Raw genomic sequence first — 17,902 nt, 5'->3', positions numbered from 1 at the left:
ATAACGCGGCCGGGACAGGCTCTGACCGGCTTTGCAGCGGCACAACCTGAACCAATAATAGGGATTATGTAAATAAAATTGCTGTTGCAGGCTGGTCATTCCCCGCAATCACCAGCCTGATTGCCCGGACCGTGAATGCGCATGCCCACACTGGCCGCAGACATTCGGGCACCTCCGGCCAGTCCTGTCAGAAAAAGCTGGGCGAAAAAGAATAGTTGTTGTTCACTGCACAACAGGGTCACCGCTCCGGGGGTTTGCCGGGGCCAGAACAGATATTACAGACAGTGATTTAATGCACAGGTATTTACCGACGAGCGACCGCTGGGGCATTGCGGTCCGAAGGGCCACCAACTTTTTCTTCCGCTTCTTTGGCCCGATCGGCGCTGTGGTTGTCGTCGTCACCGGAACCTGGGGCTATCTGAACTGCGACACCGGCTTACGGCTGGGCGATGCATTCTACAAATCCGTTCAGTTCTTTGCGCTTGCATACGACAACGCCTGCGATCCCCCGAACGGTGCCCTGGGTTTTGCACGGATTCTGGCAGCTTTCCTGCTGGCTCTGGCGGTCGTGCGGCTGCTGTTTGCACATCCCTGGAACCGGCTGAAGATCTGGTCACAGGCCACGTTCCGGGCACAGAACCGGCACATCCTGATCGGCCATGGCGCGCTGAACGAAGAGATTGCCCGCGACCTTGCCGCCGACGGCAGGCCGCTGACAATCCTGGCACGGACCTTTGACCAGGCCGCGGAAAGTTTCGCAGCAAAGTACCGGATCATTCTTGTCGAACGGGATGCCCGCGACGAACAGGCTTTCCGGGGGCTGCTCATTCACCGCGCGAAAAAGGTGGTCATCGCCTGCGGTGACGACAGCCTGACCCTCGAACTGGCGCAACAGGTCGGCAGCAGGATCGCCGGGGTTCATGCCCGCAACAGAACACGGAAAATGCGTACAAAGGTCATCCGAACCCTCGAAAATACGGCGCAGAAGGATGCAGGCAGCCTGTCAAAGGCAGCCGCCTGGATGCTCGGTTTTTTCCGCCTTGCCGCCCCGGAAGAGATGGTATTCGCGCATTTTACCAGTACCGAAATGCATCATCAGCTTCAGATGACGCGCGAAGCAGGCCTGGAACGGGAACGACAGTTCACCGGCTTTGCAATCCGTGAGGAAACGGCAAAGCAGTTTTTTGCACGCACATGGCTGGCCGAACGCGCCGCGCTGGCGGACGCTGCACCAGGGGAAAAACCAAGACTGCATGTTGTGGTTGTCGGCGGGGGTGATCTTGGCATGGCGATCGCCCGCGAAGCGATGATGCACGGGTGCTGCAGCCGGCTCGGCCGTCCACTGATCACCGTTATTGACAGGGACAGGGATGGCTGCCGCGAGCGGTTCCGCTCGGCGATGCCACATATCTTTGATACCACAATCCCCGAACAGGACCGCCCGGAACTCGTGTTTCTGAGCGCCCGCGCGGAAGAGGTCTGTACCAGACATTGGCCAGACGACCGGGACAACCCGCCCGATGAGGCGGCTGAGGACGTCTGGCAAAGGGATGTGGCCGTCACCGCCTGGGTCATCTGTTGTACGGATGATGCCACCAACATGGCGCTCGCCATGCAGCTCGAACGCGAAATGCTGTCAGGCAAACGCGCGCCCTGCCCGGTCTACCCGCGACAGTGGCAGGGCAATGTGCGCGCGCCGGGCGGCACACTGATCGGACAGGATGATCCGGTACATCTGGTTGCGCCCTTCGGTGGGATGCAGGACGTCGTTCCCTCCCTGAGTTTCTTTGATGACAGACTGCCGGCACTGGCCCGCAGGATTCACGCTGAATACCAGGTCACTACCCGCGAGAACCTCGAAAAGTCGGGCCTGAAGGATCTGATGCAGAAATACGGGCCACCTCCCTGGGGTGAGGACGCGGGCCTCGCCGACCCCGCGCAGCATGCCGCCTTTGCCCGGGCTTTCGATCTGGAAAGACAGAAGTACAAAAGCGACTGGGCGTTTCTGAGTGATGAGGGCCGTCTGTCCAATCTGTCTTCTGCCCATCATGCCGCGCTGAGACTGTGGGAACTGGGATTTGACTGGCCGGGGCGGTACGCCGGTGCTCTGCCACGTCTCCAGAACGAATATGTTTCCGGGATTTTTACCGGAGAGGCACTGTCAGAGCTTGGTCCGGACACACGTCTGGGCCAGGTGTCCGAGGCAGAACACCGGCGCTGGATGGTCGAGCGGGCTTTGCGCGGCTGGTCGGCGGCCAGGGAAAATGAGCGCAGCAACGCGCTGCGGCTTCATCCGGATTTCAGACCCTACCGCGACCTTTTTGATGCCGCACGGGCGGAAAAGCTCCGGGTCGACCGGTACAACAAAAGCAAAAAGCTCGAAGGTGACAACCGGCGGCTGCTGGATGAGACAAACCTGCGCAGGCTGGACGCCGCTGCGGTCCGCGGCATTCTGACGGCGCTGTGCGAAACGGACAGCGACGCTCAGGCCAGGCCACAGCGCGACCATCCGCCCTGCGATCTTTTCGATCTGCCCGAACTGACAGGTGAAATCTACCGGCTGACGATCAGGATCCCGCAGGTCATAGCATGGGAAGACGAAAAACGGCTGGCGCTCCGTGAGGCCGTCAACAGGATCAGGGCATGGATGAAAAAGCCTACATCTCTGTGCATGATCGTTCAGGCGGAATCGCCGGAAATATGGACAGATTTCGGCTTCAAAAAAGAGTTCAGAAAAGCCGTAAAGGCCGCCGCACAGACACGCAATGGCATCGGGCCGGTTCAGGTCATTGTTACCCATCAGGATGTCACCGGCGACAGAAACAGCACAGCGCGCGTCGAACAGAGGAAACAACCGTGACAGAACACCCGATCTCCCCGGTGCCGGATGATGGCTGGCGTGAACTGACGCCGGAAACAACGGCATTGCTCACAGAACGGCTTTTCGATTTTCAGATCATCCGGCGATCACGGCAGGTGACGAATATGAGAACCTGCCGGCTGGCGTTTTATCCCGATCACATCCTGTGCGACATCAGAACCGAAGCTCCGGCAGAACCTGTGGAATGGGTCTGCTGTCTTTACGGTCGCGATGGTTTCCGCAAACTCAACGGGGATTCCTCGGTCATTCACGGGCTGAACGCCGACGTCGGACCTGGTCTTGAAGACCCGGAGGTTCAGCGCGCCTATCTGAAGTTTTTCTGCTTTTTCGTCCATGGCGAGGAAGGCCCGTTCGAGATCATCACGACACCGGATCAGCTGGCAGAGGACATTGACCTGCCTGTCGGACAGCCGGCACTGGATACGGAAAGCAATCTGTGGACAGCCAGTGTTCTGTATGGCTCGACCCTTTTCGAAGCTCAGTTCCGCATCGCGGACGATGGTCATATCAGCATGGAAGCGGACACCCCGCTCCGCGAGGACGTCGCGCGTAATCCGGCGCTGATATTCGATGGCGCCATCCGCCGCCTGCGACAGGAGACCTGAACCATGCCCATGCGTTCCATACCCTTCCCCCCCGATACCGCCGCCCTGAAATACCCGCCAAACCTGCCGGATGATGGTCTGATCGTCGGCTGGTCGATGGAAACGGAACACGCCCGTTCGCCCGTCGGGTTCAGTTTCGGCGATCCGGCCGTGACACCGGCAGACGGGTTCATCGATCCGATCCTTATGGAGGACGAGGGCCACCTGATAACCGTTGCGTCAACCGGCGCAGGCAAAGGTGTCGGATGCATCATTCCGGCTCTTCTGCGGCACCAGGGGCCTGTCATCGTTGTCGACCCCAAGGGCGAGAATGCCGCCGTTACCGCCCGTGCGCGCCGGGAACGCGGGGAAAATGTTGTCGTGCTGGACCCGATGGGTATCACCAGAGAGGACCCGGGCGGCTTTAACCCGCTGGACCTCATCCGCCCCGAAAGACCCGAAAGTGTCGACGAGGCGGCCGCTCTGGTGATGGCGCTTCTGCCCAACAGCATCGACAGCGCCAAGAACCAGTTCTGGGTGTCCCGCGCCCAGCAGCTGCTGCTGGGTATTGTGCTGCATGTGGTCACTGACCTGCCAAAGGAAAAGCAGACCCTCAGTGAAGTCCGCCGGGTCGTGCACGAACTGACGGCCAACCAGAAACTGGTGGCAAAACGGCTGAAAAACTCCCGCCACCCCGAAGTGCGCCTGATCGAGGGAGCGCTGTCCATCGGCGCTTCGGAAACTCTGGGCGGAATCATCGCCTTCGCCCAGGAAGGCATCGACTTTGTGCGCGGGCCGCTGATCCAGCACTGTCTGGAGCGCACAACCTTCGACATTGACGAGATTGTCACCGGCGGGCCGACGTCGATCTATATTGTGATGCCGCCGCACATGCTTCAGAGCCACGGGCGGGTGCTGCGGCTGTGGATCGGCTCGCTGATCCAGCTGATCCTGCGCCGGCGCAGCAAACCGTCCACTTCCACTCTCTTTATCCTCGACGAGGCCGCCCAGCTCGGCACGCTTGAACAGCTGCGCACAGCGATCACGCTTCTGCGGGGGTACGGGCTGCAGACATGGAGTTTCTGGCAGGACGTCAGCCAGCTCAAAACACTCTATCCGCTGGACTGGCAGACCATGGTCAACAACAGCCGGGTGTTTCAGGCATTCGGGGCCAACAACCTGGGCGCGGCCGAGGATATGGCCGGCCTTGTGGGCTTTATCTCCGGACGGCAGTTTCTGGAAATGGAACAGGGCGAAATGCTGTTGCAGATCGCGGGGGACGAGGCCGTTGTCGCACGCCTCCCCAATTATCTGACCGATCCGGTGTTTGCCGGACAGTTCGACCCAAATCCGTTTTTTGATCCCGACCAGGACCCGCTGCCGCCGCCCCGCATGTCGCGCACCTATCTGCGCGAGACCGGCAGCATCGCAGACAGTTCGCCGCCCGCCCGGGCACGGCTGAAACCAAATGCCCTGGACAGTCACATCTTCGAACGTGTCACACGGGAACTGTCGGACTGATGCTGCAGCAGACAGCGCCGGCGACTGAAATCCCGGCGCAGTCTCCGGCACCGCAATCCGGCAGAATTCACTTCCGGCCGGACCACAGGCTCAGTAGTCTTTCGTCAGAGTGAGACAGATGATCATAACCCACGCAGAACAACCGGTGCCTGCCCGCCGCCGCTGCCTGTCACAGGCAGATACGCGCCGGCCCGGTGAAACGAGAGGCGTCTGCACAGCGTGACACGGTCGCAATCCTCTCCCAGACGTATTCTGTCGCTGTCAGGAGGCGGCGTCCGCGGCATCGTCGAAGTGGCTTTTCTCGAAGCGGCAGAAGCCGCCTGCCAGCGCAGGTTCGGCCAGGGAACCCGGCTGTGCGATGTCTTTCATCTTGTCGGCGGCACATCGACCGGGGCGCTGATTGCAACTGCCATCGCACTGGGGCTGCCACTGTCCGACATCCGGGCGTTCTATCTGGACCGTGCCGCCACGTTTTTCTCGAAACGCCGCTGGCGCGGCATGATTGGTCAGGCGCCGCTGTTTGACGGTGCTCTGCTGGAACAGGAGTTCCGCAGCACAATAGGAGACGTGACCCTGGGTGATCAGAGCTTTCGCACCTACCTGGCTATCGTCACCAAGCGGCTGGATACAGGCAGCCCGTGGGTACTGAACAATATCCCTTCGGCGCCCTATTTCGATGACCCGCCGGATGGCTCCTATACCGGCAACAGACATTATGACGTCGCACGCATCCTGCGGGCCGCGACCGCCGCGCCAACGTTCTTTGACCAGCAGACACTGGATATCGGTGATGGCCAGCAGGGCACTTTCGTGGATGGTGGCCTGTCTCCCTATAATGACCCCAGCCTGGCACTCCTGCGGATTGCGAGGGTCCGGGCCTTTGGCCTCAACTGGGCACCCGGCGCGGATCAGCTCGGTGTTCTGTCCGTCGGTGCCGGCCGTTTCAGACAGCGCGTCTCCCCGCACCTCGCCGCGCGTCTTGGCCCTCTGCGCCTTGCATATTTTGCGCTGCGCGGCATGGCCGGAGATGCAGAGACCGATACGCTGGCCATGATGCAATGGCTGGGAAAGGCGCAGCTGCCCGAGGAAATCAATTCAGAACTCGGCACGCTGGCTGACGAGCACCTGACGCCCCAACCCGCCTTCTCCCACCTCCGGCTGGACCTGCCGCTGGACCACGGGCCGCTGCGCGCTGCGGGACTGTCCGTGCCGCCGCGCGACCTGCGCCGGTTCCACAGGTTTGACGACCCGGCGGTAATTGCGCCACTCTATGACCTCACCCGGGCCTTCATCACGGCAAAGCCTGAGATTGACCAGTCGCTCGACAGCTTCTTCAGGAAAGACCTGCCATGAATGAAACCTCGCGGATCACCCTGATCTTTCTGGCCTTATGTACCGTGGTCACACTGACCTGCGGGCTGATCGGGTGGACACAGTATTATGCCACCGGTGACAGGGGCACCTTCTGGGACGCGCTCTATCACTCCTTTCTGGCCTTTACCGGTGACGACAGCTACATCGCCGTGCCCGGCTCTCACGAACTCAACCCCTGGATCAGTGTTGCGCGGTTCAGTGGTCTGCTCACCACGTTATCGGCCATCGCCAGTGTTGTCTTTTCGGTGCTGCAGCTGCGCATCCGGCGCTGGCAGGCGGGACGGATGAAGGGCCACGCAATCCTTATCGGCGCATCCCGCTACGCGATGGATATGGTCGGCAGCGATCAGGCTATGGTCGTGTTCGACACCCGCGAAATGCTCGAAAACCTGACGGTTCCGAAACGCACAGGCAGGGTGCTTCTGATCCCGGATCAGATGAGCGGTGACACCGCAACCGGCAGAACACTGGGATCCCCGGCCCAGATTGTTTTCGGAGACCCCGATACCGCGACCAACGTCGAACGCGCACGGACCTGGCTGGCAGGGACGCAGGGGCGCAACAGCGGGATCAGACTGTCGCTGCGGATAGAGGACAACTCGGTCGCCCGGGACCTGCATCTGCTGTCGCCGGAGTTTGAACAGGCGACGCTGATCTCCCGCTCGGAAACCGTTGCCAGGGCTCTGGTCACCTCCATGGCACCCACCTCTCTGGCACTCCTGCGCGGGCACCGGCGCGTGCATATCGTGCTCATTGGAATGGGCAGCATCAACCTTGCGGTGGCCGAAGAGCTGGCGCTGCGGTGTCACCACCAGGCCCTCGCGCCGCTGCGGCTGACAATCGTCGACCGGGACATCGATGCTGCACGCGCGCGCATCCGCAGCGAAAGGCCTGATCTGGAAAACGAGGATTTCGGCGATGAAGGCTTCCGGCTGGACTTTGCTGAGATGAACGCGCTGGAGTGCTGTTCACATCAGAAAGCCACCGCCATCCGCAGCATCGAAACAGATCTGCCCATCACCGCCGTCGTTGTCGCGGCCGGCAATGACGCACGCAATGTTGCCATCGCAATGCGCCTGCGACAGCTGCAGGTCGAGCAGCTCTGCCTCAAGGCCCCTGTCTTCATGCGCAGCGACAGTCAGAGTTCCGTTGCCGCCGCCCGCTTCCGCGATCTGACCGGCGGGGTCGTGCCCTTTGGCGGCAGGACGCTCGACACCGAGGATAGGAGCCTGGAGGCCATCTACCAGGAGCTGGCAAGCGGCATTCACAACCGCTGGCGCAACGCGCCCGATGTCGAAAAAACGCCTGAGAACAAATGGGAAAACATGAACACATCTGCCCGGCGGGCGAGCTACCGCGCTGCCCTGTCGGCCGTTGAACTCTTTTACGCCGCCGGTTTTGAGCCGCCCCCGGACGACTGCCTCGCCGGGCTGCGGCTGGAACCACTCGCCGGGAATGCGACCCTGGGCAATGACGCCCTGACAGAGGATCTGTCCCGCACAGAACATGACCGCTGGAACGCCGAGCGGCGGCTCGAAGGATTTGTCCAGGCCCGGAACGGAGTGCGCGACAACGAAAAGAAGAAACATCCCCTGCTGGTCTCGTGGAAAAACCTTGCCGCCGCGCAGAGGAAAAAAGACGAGGCAAATGTCCGGGCCGCCCTGAACATCGGGATCGAACGGCACGAGGCAGAGCCGGACAAACCCTGCTGGCGCAAACTGGTGCGTATCGGGGTGATAGGTCCGCTGACCGTTGACAACACCGCGACAAAAAAGGCCATGGAGCAGGTTCTCGGGACACTGTTACAGGACACCCCTGCCCTGCAGGAACAGACGCTGGAAATCCTGACGCCGAATGCTCCCGGGTTTGACAGAATTGCCGCGCTGCATCTGGCCGAGGCCTGGCAGAGCCGCTGCCGGCGACCCGCCCGGCTGGTTCTGATGAATGCCGCCGGGACCAGAACCGTCGACAGAATAGCAGCCGACCGTGTAGCCGCAGGTGCGGCAGACCCCGAAAGGCAGCGTGTGCTTGCCGCCATGCACGACAATGCCCGCGCTCTGCTGGATCTCGCGGCCAGCGGCCATACGGTTCGGCAGATCGACATGCGTCCACCGGGCATGTCAGATGCCGACCTTGAACAGAACGCCGCCGCCTACCAGCAGGTTATCGGCGAAATCCAGAACGCGATGATGAACCTGGCAGACCATATGGTGTTCGACACCCGCAACGGACAGGCCGCATGGACGGTCCGGGCTGCCGGAGTCTGGGAAACCGATATGGGCAGGACACCGATCATCGTCTGACAGACCGGAAGCTTCCGGTATCCTGCCCCGGTCGTGTAAACTGCACACCGCAGCCGGACAGACAGGGATGATGATGGTGACGCCCGAAGACCTGCGGACAGAACTGGCAGAATATGACGGGCGGGACACCTCAACGCTGTCAGAGATTACGCGCCGCCACCGGGATCAGCCGGGTTTTCTGACCGCCCTCGTCGCACTCGCCCCTGACCAGGACACCACGATATCAGACGGTGCGACCTGGATCCTCCGCGCAGAGCTTGAGGCGGGTCGAACCCTTTCGCCCCGATCCGTGCGCACCCTGACAAAGGTCCTGCCCCGCATTACGGCATGGCAGGCGCAACTGCATATCTGTCAGAGCATCGGCTGTATTGATATCCCTGCCGCGCTTGTCCCGGCCCTCGGGCACTGGCTCAGAGCACGGCTGGATGCACCGCGCCCCTTTCTGCGGGCCTGGGCGCTGGATGCCCTGGTCGGATTGTACGGAAACACGCCGGAAATCAGATCTCTTCTGGATCAGATGGAATCGGACAGCGCGGCCTCGGTCCGGGCACGGGTCCGGAACCTCAGACGCCGCGCGGGTGTGTAACCGCGGCGGCGTCCGGCTCATCCGCCCGTTTCTGCAACCTCAGAGGCGAACGCCTCAAGCGATGCCCGCGCGTCATCGTTGCCGGTCTCAGAGATGAGCCGCTCCAGCAGTCTTTCGAGGTGTTTCATCACCAGGCTGTCAGTCCGGATATAGGGCAGGCTGTTTGCAAAGGTCGCCTCAAGAAGGTCGTCAAAGGTTACCGTCGGATACAGCACCCTGCCGCGCGGGCGATGCTTCAGCCCCTCACCATGACAGGCAGCCGCACCCAGCCCCACATACATCCAGTTCAGACAGTTGATCGCTGTAAAGGGATCGTTCACGCCCGGCGACAGCGCCCGCGCCACCATCTCGGACAGCTGCCGGGCCACAAACAGAAGGTTCTGTGTTTCCGTAGGTTTCGGCCCGATGGCAAAACAGTCCCGCAGTTCCTGGCGCAGATCATCACCGATACCCCCGTCACTCTGCACGCGCAGCACCGGTGTAAACCGCGACACAAATGACCCCGCCTCATGGCAGACCTCGACCACCAGATCATTGTCGCCGGCAAGCCGGGTCAGACGCCCAAGGTTCCAGGTCTGGATATAGCCGTCGCCCGCAAGACAGATCCCGTCTGACTGCGCGTTTGCGGGCGCTTCGACCTGGCTGTCGGGGGCATCCTCTGGCTGGCCGTCTATCAGCGCAGTGATCGCGTCGCGCAGCCGCCGACCGAGGGTATGCGAGATATTCGACACGTTGATGATTTCGGGGATGTGGTGCACGAAATAGATCATCGTCAGAATCGACACACCGGTCAGACCAAAGGCCACCAGCATCGAAAAATGCGGCACAAAGGCCTCGGAGGGTTCCGATCCGAACGGGCTCTGCACCGCGCGCAGTGTCAGCAACGCATAGACAAAAGTCGCAATCAGTATGCCCAGGCTCCACTGATTGCCCCGGTCCTGCATGAAATTCCCGATCAGCCGGGGCCCGAAATTGCCCGAGGCAAAGGACACTGCAACAATGGTCAGCGAAAACATCACCCCGGCAACGCCGATGACCGCTGCCGCGATGACCGACAGCACCGCCCGCGCGCCGGCCACCTGGGTGGTGCGCCATTCATCGGGCAGCAGCTGTGCACTGTAATCAATGCGCAGAGTGACCTGGACCAGCACGATGGCCAGCAGCACAAGAATGGTTGGCAGGAACCAGTAACTGGCCCTGATATCCTGGATTATTTTCGCGAGCAGTGCGCGCTTACTCATGCATTGGTCCGATCAGTTTTCAGCGCCCCCGTCAGTCTAACGCGGGGCACTGCATATTCACAAGCACACCCTGCAGCGTGCCTCAGGCCGCCGACCGGCTTTCCGGATCAACAAAGGCCCAGGCAGACGAGATGTCGTCTGCGTCAAAGGTCCTGGCCTCGACCGGGATGAAACGGTTCATAAAGCCGATCATCCGCGACGCCCTGTCCGGCGCACCGACCACCGCATAGCGGCCAACGCTGCTCAGAGCCCGAAAGCGCGACTCCAGCACATCATCGTCGAGCATGCTGTCCCAGTCACTGCCGGTAAATCCGGACAGATCCAGCAGCATGTTCACACTGTCATGCCGGTCAAAGGCATCATTCATATACTCTGCCATCGCCTCTGCAGCATCTGCGTCCAGATGGCCATCGATGCGAAAGGCATAAACGGTTTCAGACGTTGTCGGGATCTGTGCGACGGCACCATGGGAAAAGCGGATCATATGTCTGTTGCTCCTTGCTGTGCGACAGACCGGATGACCGGCGCCGCCGCGGGGTTGGATGTTACCGGCAGAACCCCCCGGGCCGTCGTTTTGTTCCCACTGCAGAACCAGGATTATCCGGACAACCCGGGATCAGTCCGGAACATTCTGCGGGCCGGATGGTTAAACAGGTAATCCCGGCAGGCAGCCGGAACGCCAATATGAAAGGAAACAGAAATGCATCGCATTATTTATCTGATCGGTCTCGTCGTTGTTGTCATCGCCATCCTCTCGCTGGTCGGTCTGGCGTAAAACACCTGACGGCGGGCCGGTATCCGGCCCCGGGTTCAGCCGCCCGCGATGCGGGGCCGGCGTTCCCAAGGACAAAAAGGCGGTGCCGCCTGCGGGCAGCATGGTTCAACAGGAAAAACGCCGGGCACACGCCCGGCGTTTCTGTGTCTGCCCCCTGCCCCATGTCCCCCTGCCCCGTGTGTACCTTCCCCATGCAGCCTGCTCGGCGTTCCCGTGCCGCCAGACATAAGAAAACACCCGGGGCACAGGGCCCCGGGCGCTCACTCGTTACCATACTATCCCGTATCAGCTGCCGCTGTAGGCCGGCATGGCTTCAAGTTCGGATTTTGTGGCGTCCACATAGACGCGCAGGTCACCTTCGCTGTCGGCACGGACAACCTTCAGGGCGTCCATCTCCTTGGCTACGGCCTTTTCGCCGATGCCCAGAAAACCGCCCACATCAAGCACGGCCTTTGTGACCTCGCCCTGATCATCCATCAGGATTTCGGACACTTCACCGATCCATTCGTCGCGGGCGTCATAGACCGGCGCACCGGTCAGCATCTCGGCCGTCAGCGCCGAACGCTCATAGACCTCGTACTCACCTGCATCCGGTGTCCGGGCCGTCAGATCAGACGCCGCATCAGACACAGCCGCGCCGGCAGCTGTGGCCTTTGCACCGACCTTGTCCATGGCGTCCGACGCCGTCGTTCTGACAGTATCCGCTGCTTCTGCGGCCGTTGCGCTTGCCTCATTCCAGGTCTCGCGGGTCCACTCACCGACGCGCTCAAAGCTGAAGGGCTCTGCATTCTCCAGCTGTTCGCGCGATGCATTGAACACGAGGAAGTAATCACCCGCGTCATCCTTGTCCGCGACAAAGCTCAGCGCATCCATGTTCACAGCGACAGTTTTCTCGCCGATCCCGAGGAAACCACCGATGTCCAGCAGGATCGAACGGGTTTCGCCATCACGCGTCATCACCACGTCGCTGACCTCACCAATGTCGTTCCAGTCGGTGCCTGCTTCTGCCATCGCGCCTGCGTCCACATCGGTTTCGCTCGTGTAGACACGCATGCCGATCAGATCAGACGCCAGCAGTTCAGCCGAAGCGGCTTCAGCAGTCGCATAGCCTGTGAAGGTATGATCATCCCTGTCCATTCCGGCTGTGGCCGGCAGGGCAGTCACAAGAACCAGTGCGGTTGTTGTCATGAAGTTTCTCATTGTGTGATCCTCCTTTTTTGCTCACGGCAGTCATCGCCGTTCGGCCCCACAACACCCCATGTGCGAAATTCGTTCCCAAAAATTTCTGAACTTTTTCACATCGGTTCCCGAGGCCCAGCATCAGCGGAGCGGCCAGCGCCGGGAATAACCGGGGTCAGAGAACCGGATACTTTACCATTATCTATCAGATACTTACACCCGAAAAACATCAGACCACCAGATGAACGCCGGCGCAGCCGGACACGCCCGCAGCAAAAATTTTCTGCGCACCCGGCCTGCCCCGCGCACAGCGCCGGACATTGTTGCGTACAACCGGTCCGATGCTCCCGTGAAAAAAATTCTGATCTGCCGGAACCAATTACGCCCGGGCACGTTAGGGCTGCAGGAGACAAAGACTGTCCCCCCGGCTTTCGTCTCTTCACACCACAGGCGTGGCGTGATCCGCAACCGGCAGCAGCTACCTGTTCTGCCTCGTCCTGTACCTGCTGCCGGTTGCGCAAATCCCTCAGAACACCCTGCCGCACCGACCGCTGTTCCGACGGGGCCGGACGGAACATTCTGCGGGCGCGGGTGTTACCTCTGGGGTGATACGTCCACCGCCGCCGCCGCAGAGAGGATCAGTTCGATGTCAGTCAGAATGGAAAACGCATCCCTCAGGGCAACCGTGGATGCCGTCGACGGCGTCAGCCGTTGCGGCGACGAGACATCGCTCTCCGAGCTGGTAAACACGCTGGGCAGCAGATCGCACCTCACCCTCATTTTCGTCTTCTCCGCCCTGGCGTCGACACCGCTCAGTGGCATCCCCACCTTTTCCGCGATCTGCGGGCTGACGATCGCTCTCATATCCGTGCAGGCGTTCACCGGGCGGCGTGTTCTCTGGCTCCCCGGCTTTCTGAAGCGCCGCAAAGTCAGCAACCATCCGCTGCAGAACGCCATCCCGTTGCTGCGCCGTTTCGCAGCCCTGCTCGACGGCTGGACCACGCGCCGCCTGGAATGGCTCGCGCGCGGGCCGGCACGCAAGGTTTTCTACGCCTACGCGCTGTGTGGGGGCGCCATAATGCCCCTGCTGGAGTTTATTCCGTTCTCATCCTCGATCGTTGCCGCCACCATCGCGTTTTTCAGCATTGCGATGCTCACGCTCGACGGGCTCTGGACCGCACTCGGGGTGACACTGATGCTCTCGCTGGGGATGGGCCTGTCGCTTGTACTCTGACGGATCAGCCCATCCGCTCTTCCGACCGTCCGGCGATCAGACCAAGCACGGCCTCCGTCAGATCCTCCTCGGCAAAAGGTTTGCTCAGATGCAGCCACCCGGGAAAGGCTGACCGGTCGGCTGCATCAAAGGCAATCACCTCCGAGCTGCTGATCCAGGCCGCATCCTCCGGTGACATATCGAATGTTCCCTGTGCATTGGCCGCGATCATCAGAACATCCGGTGGCGCAACAGAAGCGGTCCGCGCCGCGCCAAGTTCATGAAAGACCGCCAGATCAGCCTCCGGCAGGGCCATGCGCAGCATCTCAGCAATGTCCGCAGCCACAAAAAGGTTTCGCTCTACGACACATACTGCAAGCCTTCTGGTCATGGGGGTGTCCTTTTTGTAAGGGGCAAGGCTGCCACCTCCACTGCCGGACCGCATTAAACTATGACATAGCGGTTGCGGAATCTGCCCCCTGCCCGCGGGTGATCCTGCGTCACCCGCGCGACGTGGTTTGCCGCGCGCACAGTTCGTGCAAAATTGTCGGAACCAGAACCGGGTTTCACCGCTTTTAAGAGTGCGCCAGCCCGGGAAAAGCATCCGGCGGACGCCCTGACAGGAGATCACACGTGCACAGACATGCCACCACCCGCGCCTTATCCCCCGTCGTCCGGGGTCTGTTCCTGCTGCACATCGCCATGCTCGCATCCGCCCTCTGGCTGATGACGGCCCTGGCCGCTCCGGCGCAGACCACCACAGCGGACACCGCCGATACTGCCTCTGCCCCGGAACAACAGGTGGAAATCGACCCTGTGGCCTCTGACACCGCCATTGCGGCGCGGATCACCCGCATTCTCGAAGCCACAGACTGGTACACCGGCCTGCAGGTGACAGTTGACGAAGGCGTGGTTTTTCTCGACGGCACCACCGGCACCGACGCCCGCCGCACCTGGGCCCAGAGCCTGGGGTCAAAAACCGCAGGCGTCGTGGCGGTCGTCAACCGGATCACAGTCCAGGAGGCCGTTGTCTGGTCCTTTGACCCGGCCCTGGCCGAGCTCGAGGCTCTGGCCCGCAAAACCGTGACGGTGCTGCCGCTGGTCCTGCTCGCACTGCTGGTCCTGCCGCTGGCATGGTTTGCTGCCCGCCTGGTCTCGAAACTTGCAAAACTGCTGCTGGCCAACCGCGTCCGTTCCCCGTTTCTGCGGGTGGTGATCGCCCGCACCATCGCCTTTCCGGTGTTTCTGGTGGGCCTTTACATCGTGCTGCAGGTTGCGGGGCTGACACAGCTGGCCGTTTCCCTGATCGGGGGTGCCGGTGTCATCGGTATCGTGATTGGTTTTGCCTTTCGCGACATCGCCGAAAACTTTCTGTCCTCGCTCATACTCAGCGTCCGCCGTCCGTTCCAGCGCGGCGATTTCATCGAGGTCGCCGGCATCATGGGCACGGTCAAAAGCATGAGCACCCGCAGCACCCTGATCTCATCCGTCGAAGGCAACGAAATCCACATTCCAAATGCCACCATCTTCAAGAATGTCATCGAAAACTACACCTCTTCACCGAACCGGCGCGGCGATTTTCTGGTGGGTATCGGCTATGACGCCACCGTGCCCGAGGCGCAGGAAATCATCATGAACTGTCTGGCCGGTCACAAAGCGGTTCTGTCCGACCCCGAACCCATGGTCCTTGTTGATGAGCTGGGGGCATCGACCGTGAATATCCGCACCTATTACTGGTTTGACGGTCATCTGATCTCGGCGGTCAAACTGAAATCGGCCCTGCTGCGGGCAGTCAAAACCGCTCTGACAAACGCGGGTATCTCCATGCCGGACGAAGCGCGCGAAGTGATCTTCCCCGAAGGCGTGCGCGTGCTGGACGCAGGTGATCCGGAAATCGCTCAGGAAGACGTCAGTCTGCCTCCGGCGACACCAGCGGCGGAACCCGATGCCACCGAAGGCGAGGGCGATCTGCTGTCCGAAACCCCGGCCCCCGAAAGCCCCCCCGACGCAGAAGATGCCGCAGACGATCTGCTCGGCCCGCGCTGAGCAACGTGCCTCAGCCGTCGTCGCCGGCCTGTTCTGTCACCATCCGGTATTTCGCCAGCTCTTCGGGCAGCAGCACATAAATCTCATCTGGCGGCGTGGCCATCGCGTGCTGCATGACCAGCGTGTCTACACCCATACCGTCCAGATACCGCATCACATCCGCCTGTCCGCGCTGGATCACCTCCACCGCCCAATAGGCCGGCAGAGCGGAACTTGCGCCGAAAAAGTGCTGATGCACACCGATCTGTGCATCTTCATGTGCTGTGCGTCCCGTGCCCGCGGCAAAGATATAGGGGCAGGCCGACAGGCAGATGTCCCCTGCCCCGGCCACCGTACCCAGCCCCTGCGCCCGCAGCGCACGCCCGATCTCCAGCGCGTCCGTGACCGACCCGCCGGGCGAGTTCAGCCGTACCACGGCCAGCCCGTCGGTCTGTTCCGCCAGTGTCCCGGCAAACCGCGCCGCATCTCCTTCGGCAATCTGACCGGTCAGCACCAGAACCCCGCCCTGCCGGTCAAAATCCAGCCGCCGGGGCATGTCACCGCTCGACGTGAACCGCTGCACGTTGGGGCCGTCTGCCGGACGCAGGGGCAGATCGCGCGGCGCGTATTGCCTGCGCTGGTCTCCGGGCGCAACCGGCGTATCAAAGGCCGGCTGGTCCGCGCTGCGCATCATGCCCGGCAACGCTGCCAGCAGATCCCGGCCCATCAGCAGCAATGCCAGCAGGATCTGCAGTGCCAGCAGGCCGGTCAGCGCCCCGCGTGTGGTGATCCCGCGCCGCGTACTCATGAAGACCCGCGCTCGGCCCCGGCGCTCACAACCACCGGGGCCGCCCGTTCGGCCGGATCCCGTGCGGGGGGTGTGTCGGGGTCCAGCTCCTGGGCTGCTTTCAGGGCCGCGCGCATCTGCGCCACCGTCAGACTGTCGGCCAGCGGCTGATCCGCCCTGCCCGCCCGGATGGCGTTCTGTGTCACGGCCAGGATAAACACCAGCACGGCCGGCAGCAGATCGATGGCAATCGCACCAGCCCAGGAGGGCACAAAGTTGCGCGCATAAATGATCACCGCATCCGCCGTGCTGATCGGCGTATAGATCGTATCGGGTGCAGGCGGCATTGCCATCACCTCGCCCGCGGCTGCACGCAGCGTCTCTGCCCGCTGGCCCAGCAGCTCCAGCACTGACACGATGGTACTGCGCTGCCCTTCGCGGGTCTCTGCGGTGCGCCCGTCCAGCTCCGGCAGCACCACCGAAGCACTCAGATCAGAAGCCGCCCGCGCCACCAGCGGCGCGACAGACAACTGCCGCAGCGTGGTGATCACCCCGGCCAGCCGCACGGCCTCCTCGGAAAACTCGACCGACCGCGCCTCGATGGCACCGGGTGCCACCGTCAGAGCCCGCATCCGGCTGAGAATAGCGTTGCCTTCGGCAAAGGCTGCATCAACCAGCGGCTGCTGGGTGGCAATCTGCGCCTCCAGCCCGGCCAGCTCGTCAGATTTCTGGCGCAGCACACGGAAAACCGCGCCCTCCCCCGCCAGACCGGACAGATTGCCCGTGGCCTCCTGTTCGGACAGATCCTCAAACGACTGGCGCACCCGCGCCACATCCCGCTCAAGCCCCTGTGCAGAGACTGCTATCTCGTTCGCGCGCTCCAGCGCGCCCTGATACTCCTGCACTGTCCGCGCAAGGTGTTGCTCGACCGCCGCCGCCCCTGCCAGTGCCGCCGCATTCAGCCATGACGACATTGCAATGATCGCCGCAGACCCCAGACCCATCGACAGCATCAGCCCCATACGCGACGCCCTTGAGCGCACCGCGGGCAGCAGCCGCATCATGTAGGACCAGAACACAAATATCCCGACCGAGACCGCGACCGAATAGCTGATCGCGGCAAAAAAGCTCAGCGATCCGTTGTCATCCAGCAGCGATGATACCCCGAGATACGTGTAAATTCCGGAGGCCACCGCCAGCACCCCCAGGGCAGCGGCGGTGAAACTGTCCAGCCACGCCACGTGCGATTCCAGCTCCTGCGCCTCACGCAGTCCCTCGTTGTCTCTTTCCTGCACCGTAAAACCCCCTGCACCACGCCACCGCCCCCATATGGGGTCACCTGCACGCCTGTGCCAGACCCGCGCCCGCCGGAGTGATCAGAGCGCACGGGGTGAAGTGAAGCCGGGGGCACCCCGCGCGCTCCTGCATATTCA

The 17,902-nt window shown here is 62.0% G+C and carries 14 protein-coding genes; 8 read left to right on the top strand and 6 right to left on the bottom strand.

The window, feature by feature from the left end:
* Positions 1-292: 292 nt before the first annotated feature.
* The 6 genes from Q0792_RS19995 to Q0792_RS19970 all read left to right on the top strand — a co-directional run bounded on the left by Q0792_RS19995 (position 293) and on the right by Q0792_RS19970 (position 9,249).
* Positions 293-2,860, top strand: coding sequence for a hypothetical protein (locus Q0792_RS19995; protein WP_298845299.1), 2,568 nt, complete (start codon positions 293-295; stop codon positions 2,858-2,860).
* Complete coding sequence (locus tag Q0792_RS19990; RefSeq protein WP_298845296.1) at positions 2,857-3,486, top strand: hypothetical protein; 630 nt, start codon at positions 2,857-2,859, stop codon at positions 3,484-3,486. Before Q0792_RS19995 ends, Q0792_RS19990 begins: the two co-directional genes overlap by 4 nt.
* Positions 3,487-3,489: 3 nt before the next feature.
* Positions 3,490-4,986, top strand: coding sequence for a type IV secretory system conjugative DNA transfer family protein (locus Q0792_RS19985; RefSeq protein ID WP_298845293.1), 1,497 nt, complete (start codon positions 3,490-3,492; stop codon positions 4,984-4,986).
* A gap of 219 nt (positions 4,987-5,205) precedes the next feature.
* The gene (locus tag Q0792_RS19980) at positions 5,206-6,339 is read left to right on the top strand and encodes a patatin-like phospholipase family protein (RefSeq protein WP_298845290.1); all 1,134 of its coding nucleotides are present in this window, start codon (positions 5,206-5,208) and stop codon (positions 6,337-6,339) included.
* Complete coding sequence (locus tag Q0792_RS19975) at positions 6,336-8,663, top strand: hypothetical protein (RefSeq protein ID WP_298845288.1); 2,328 nt, start codon at positions 6,336-6,338, stop codon at positions 8,661-8,663. The genes Q0792_RS19980 and Q0792_RS19975 overlap by 4 nt, the downstream gene beginning before the upstream one ends.
* 67 nt (positions 8,664-8,730) lie before the next feature.
* Positions 8,731-9,249 (top strand): hypothetical protein, encoded by a 519-nt coding sequence (locus tag Q0792_RS19970; RefSeq protein ID WP_298845284.1) that lies wholly within the window; start codon positions 8,731-8,733, stop codon positions 9,247-9,249.
* A 17-nt stretch (positions 9,250-9,266) separates the two neighbouring features.
* Here the strand turns inward: Q0792_RS19970 and Q0792_RS19965 are convergent, their stop codons facing one another.
* From Q0792_RS19965 to Q0792_RS19955, 3 genes are all read right to left on the bottom strand, one after another.
* Positions 9,267-10,490, bottom strand: coding sequence for a DUF2254 domain-containing protein (locus Q0792_RS19965; RefSeq protein ID WP_298845282.1), 1,224 nt, complete (start codon positions 10,488-10,490; stop codon positions 9,267-9,269).
* 82 nt (positions 10,491-10,572) lie between these two features.
* Positions 10,573-10,974 (bottom strand): STAS/SEC14 domain-containing protein, encoded by a 402-nt coding sequence (locus Q0792_RS19960; RefSeq protein WP_298845279.1) that lies wholly within the window; start codon positions 10,972-10,974, stop codon positions 10,573-10,575.
* A 576-nt stretch (positions 10,975-11,550) separates the two neighbouring features.
* Positions 11,551-12,453: a PRC-barrel domain-containing protein gene (locus Q0792_RS19955; RefSeq protein WP_298845276.1), complete on the bottom strand. Its 903-nt coding sequence runs from the start codon at positions 12,451-12,453 to the stop codon at positions 11,551-11,553.
* 637 nt (positions 12,454-13,090) lie between these two features.
* On the opposite strand from Q0792_RS19955, the gene Q0792_RS19950 reads away from it, so the two are divergent.
* On the top strand, positions 13,091-13,678 hold the full coding sequence (locus Q0792_RS19950) for an exopolysaccharide biosynthesis protein (RefSeq protein ID WP_298845274.1): 588 nt from the start codon (positions 13,091-13,093) through the stop codon (positions 13,676-13,678).
* Between the two features lie 4 nt (positions 13,679-13,682).
* Here the strand turns inward: Q0792_RS19950 and Q0792_RS19945 are convergent, their stop codons facing one another.
* Positions 13,683-14,048: a hypothetical protein gene (locus Q0792_RS19945; RefSeq protein ID WP_298845272.1), complete on the bottom strand. Its 366-nt coding sequence runs from the start codon at positions 14,046-14,048 to the stop codon at positions 13,683-13,685.
* A gap of 242 nt (positions 14,049-14,290) precedes the next feature.
* On the opposite strand from Q0792_RS19945, the gene Q0792_RS19940 reads away from it, so the two are divergent.
* Positions 14,291-15,703, top strand: a complete 1,413-nt coding sequence (locus Q0792_RS19940) for a mechanosensitive ion channel family protein (RefSeq protein ID WP_298845269.1) — start codon at positions 14,291-14,293, stop codon at positions 15,701-15,703.
* Between the two features lie 10 nt (positions 15,704-15,713).
* Here Q0792_RS19940 and Q0792_RS19935 read toward each other — a convergent pair whose 3' ends face one another.
* Positions 15,714-16,490: a hypothetical protein gene (locus Q0792_RS19935; protein ID WP_298845266.1), complete on the bottom strand. Its 777-nt coding sequence runs from the start codon at positions 16,488-16,490 to the stop codon at positions 15,714-15,716.
* A complete protein-coding gene (locus Q0792_RS19930; protein ID WP_298845264.1) occupies positions 16,487-17,764 on the bottom strand; it encodes a hypothetical protein in 1,278 nt (425 codons plus the stop codon). The genes Q0792_RS19935 and Q0792_RS19930 overlap by 4 nt, the downstream gene beginning before the upstream one ends.
* Positions 17,765-17,902: the final 138 nt, after the last annotated feature.

The organism is uncultured Roseobacter sp. (genome assembly GCF_947495025.1).
Classification (GTDB): Bacteria; Pseudomonadota; Alphaproteobacteria; order Rhodobacterales; family Rhodobacteraceae; genus Roseobacter.
This window is presented reverse-complemented; position numbering and strand designations above follow the sequence as displayed.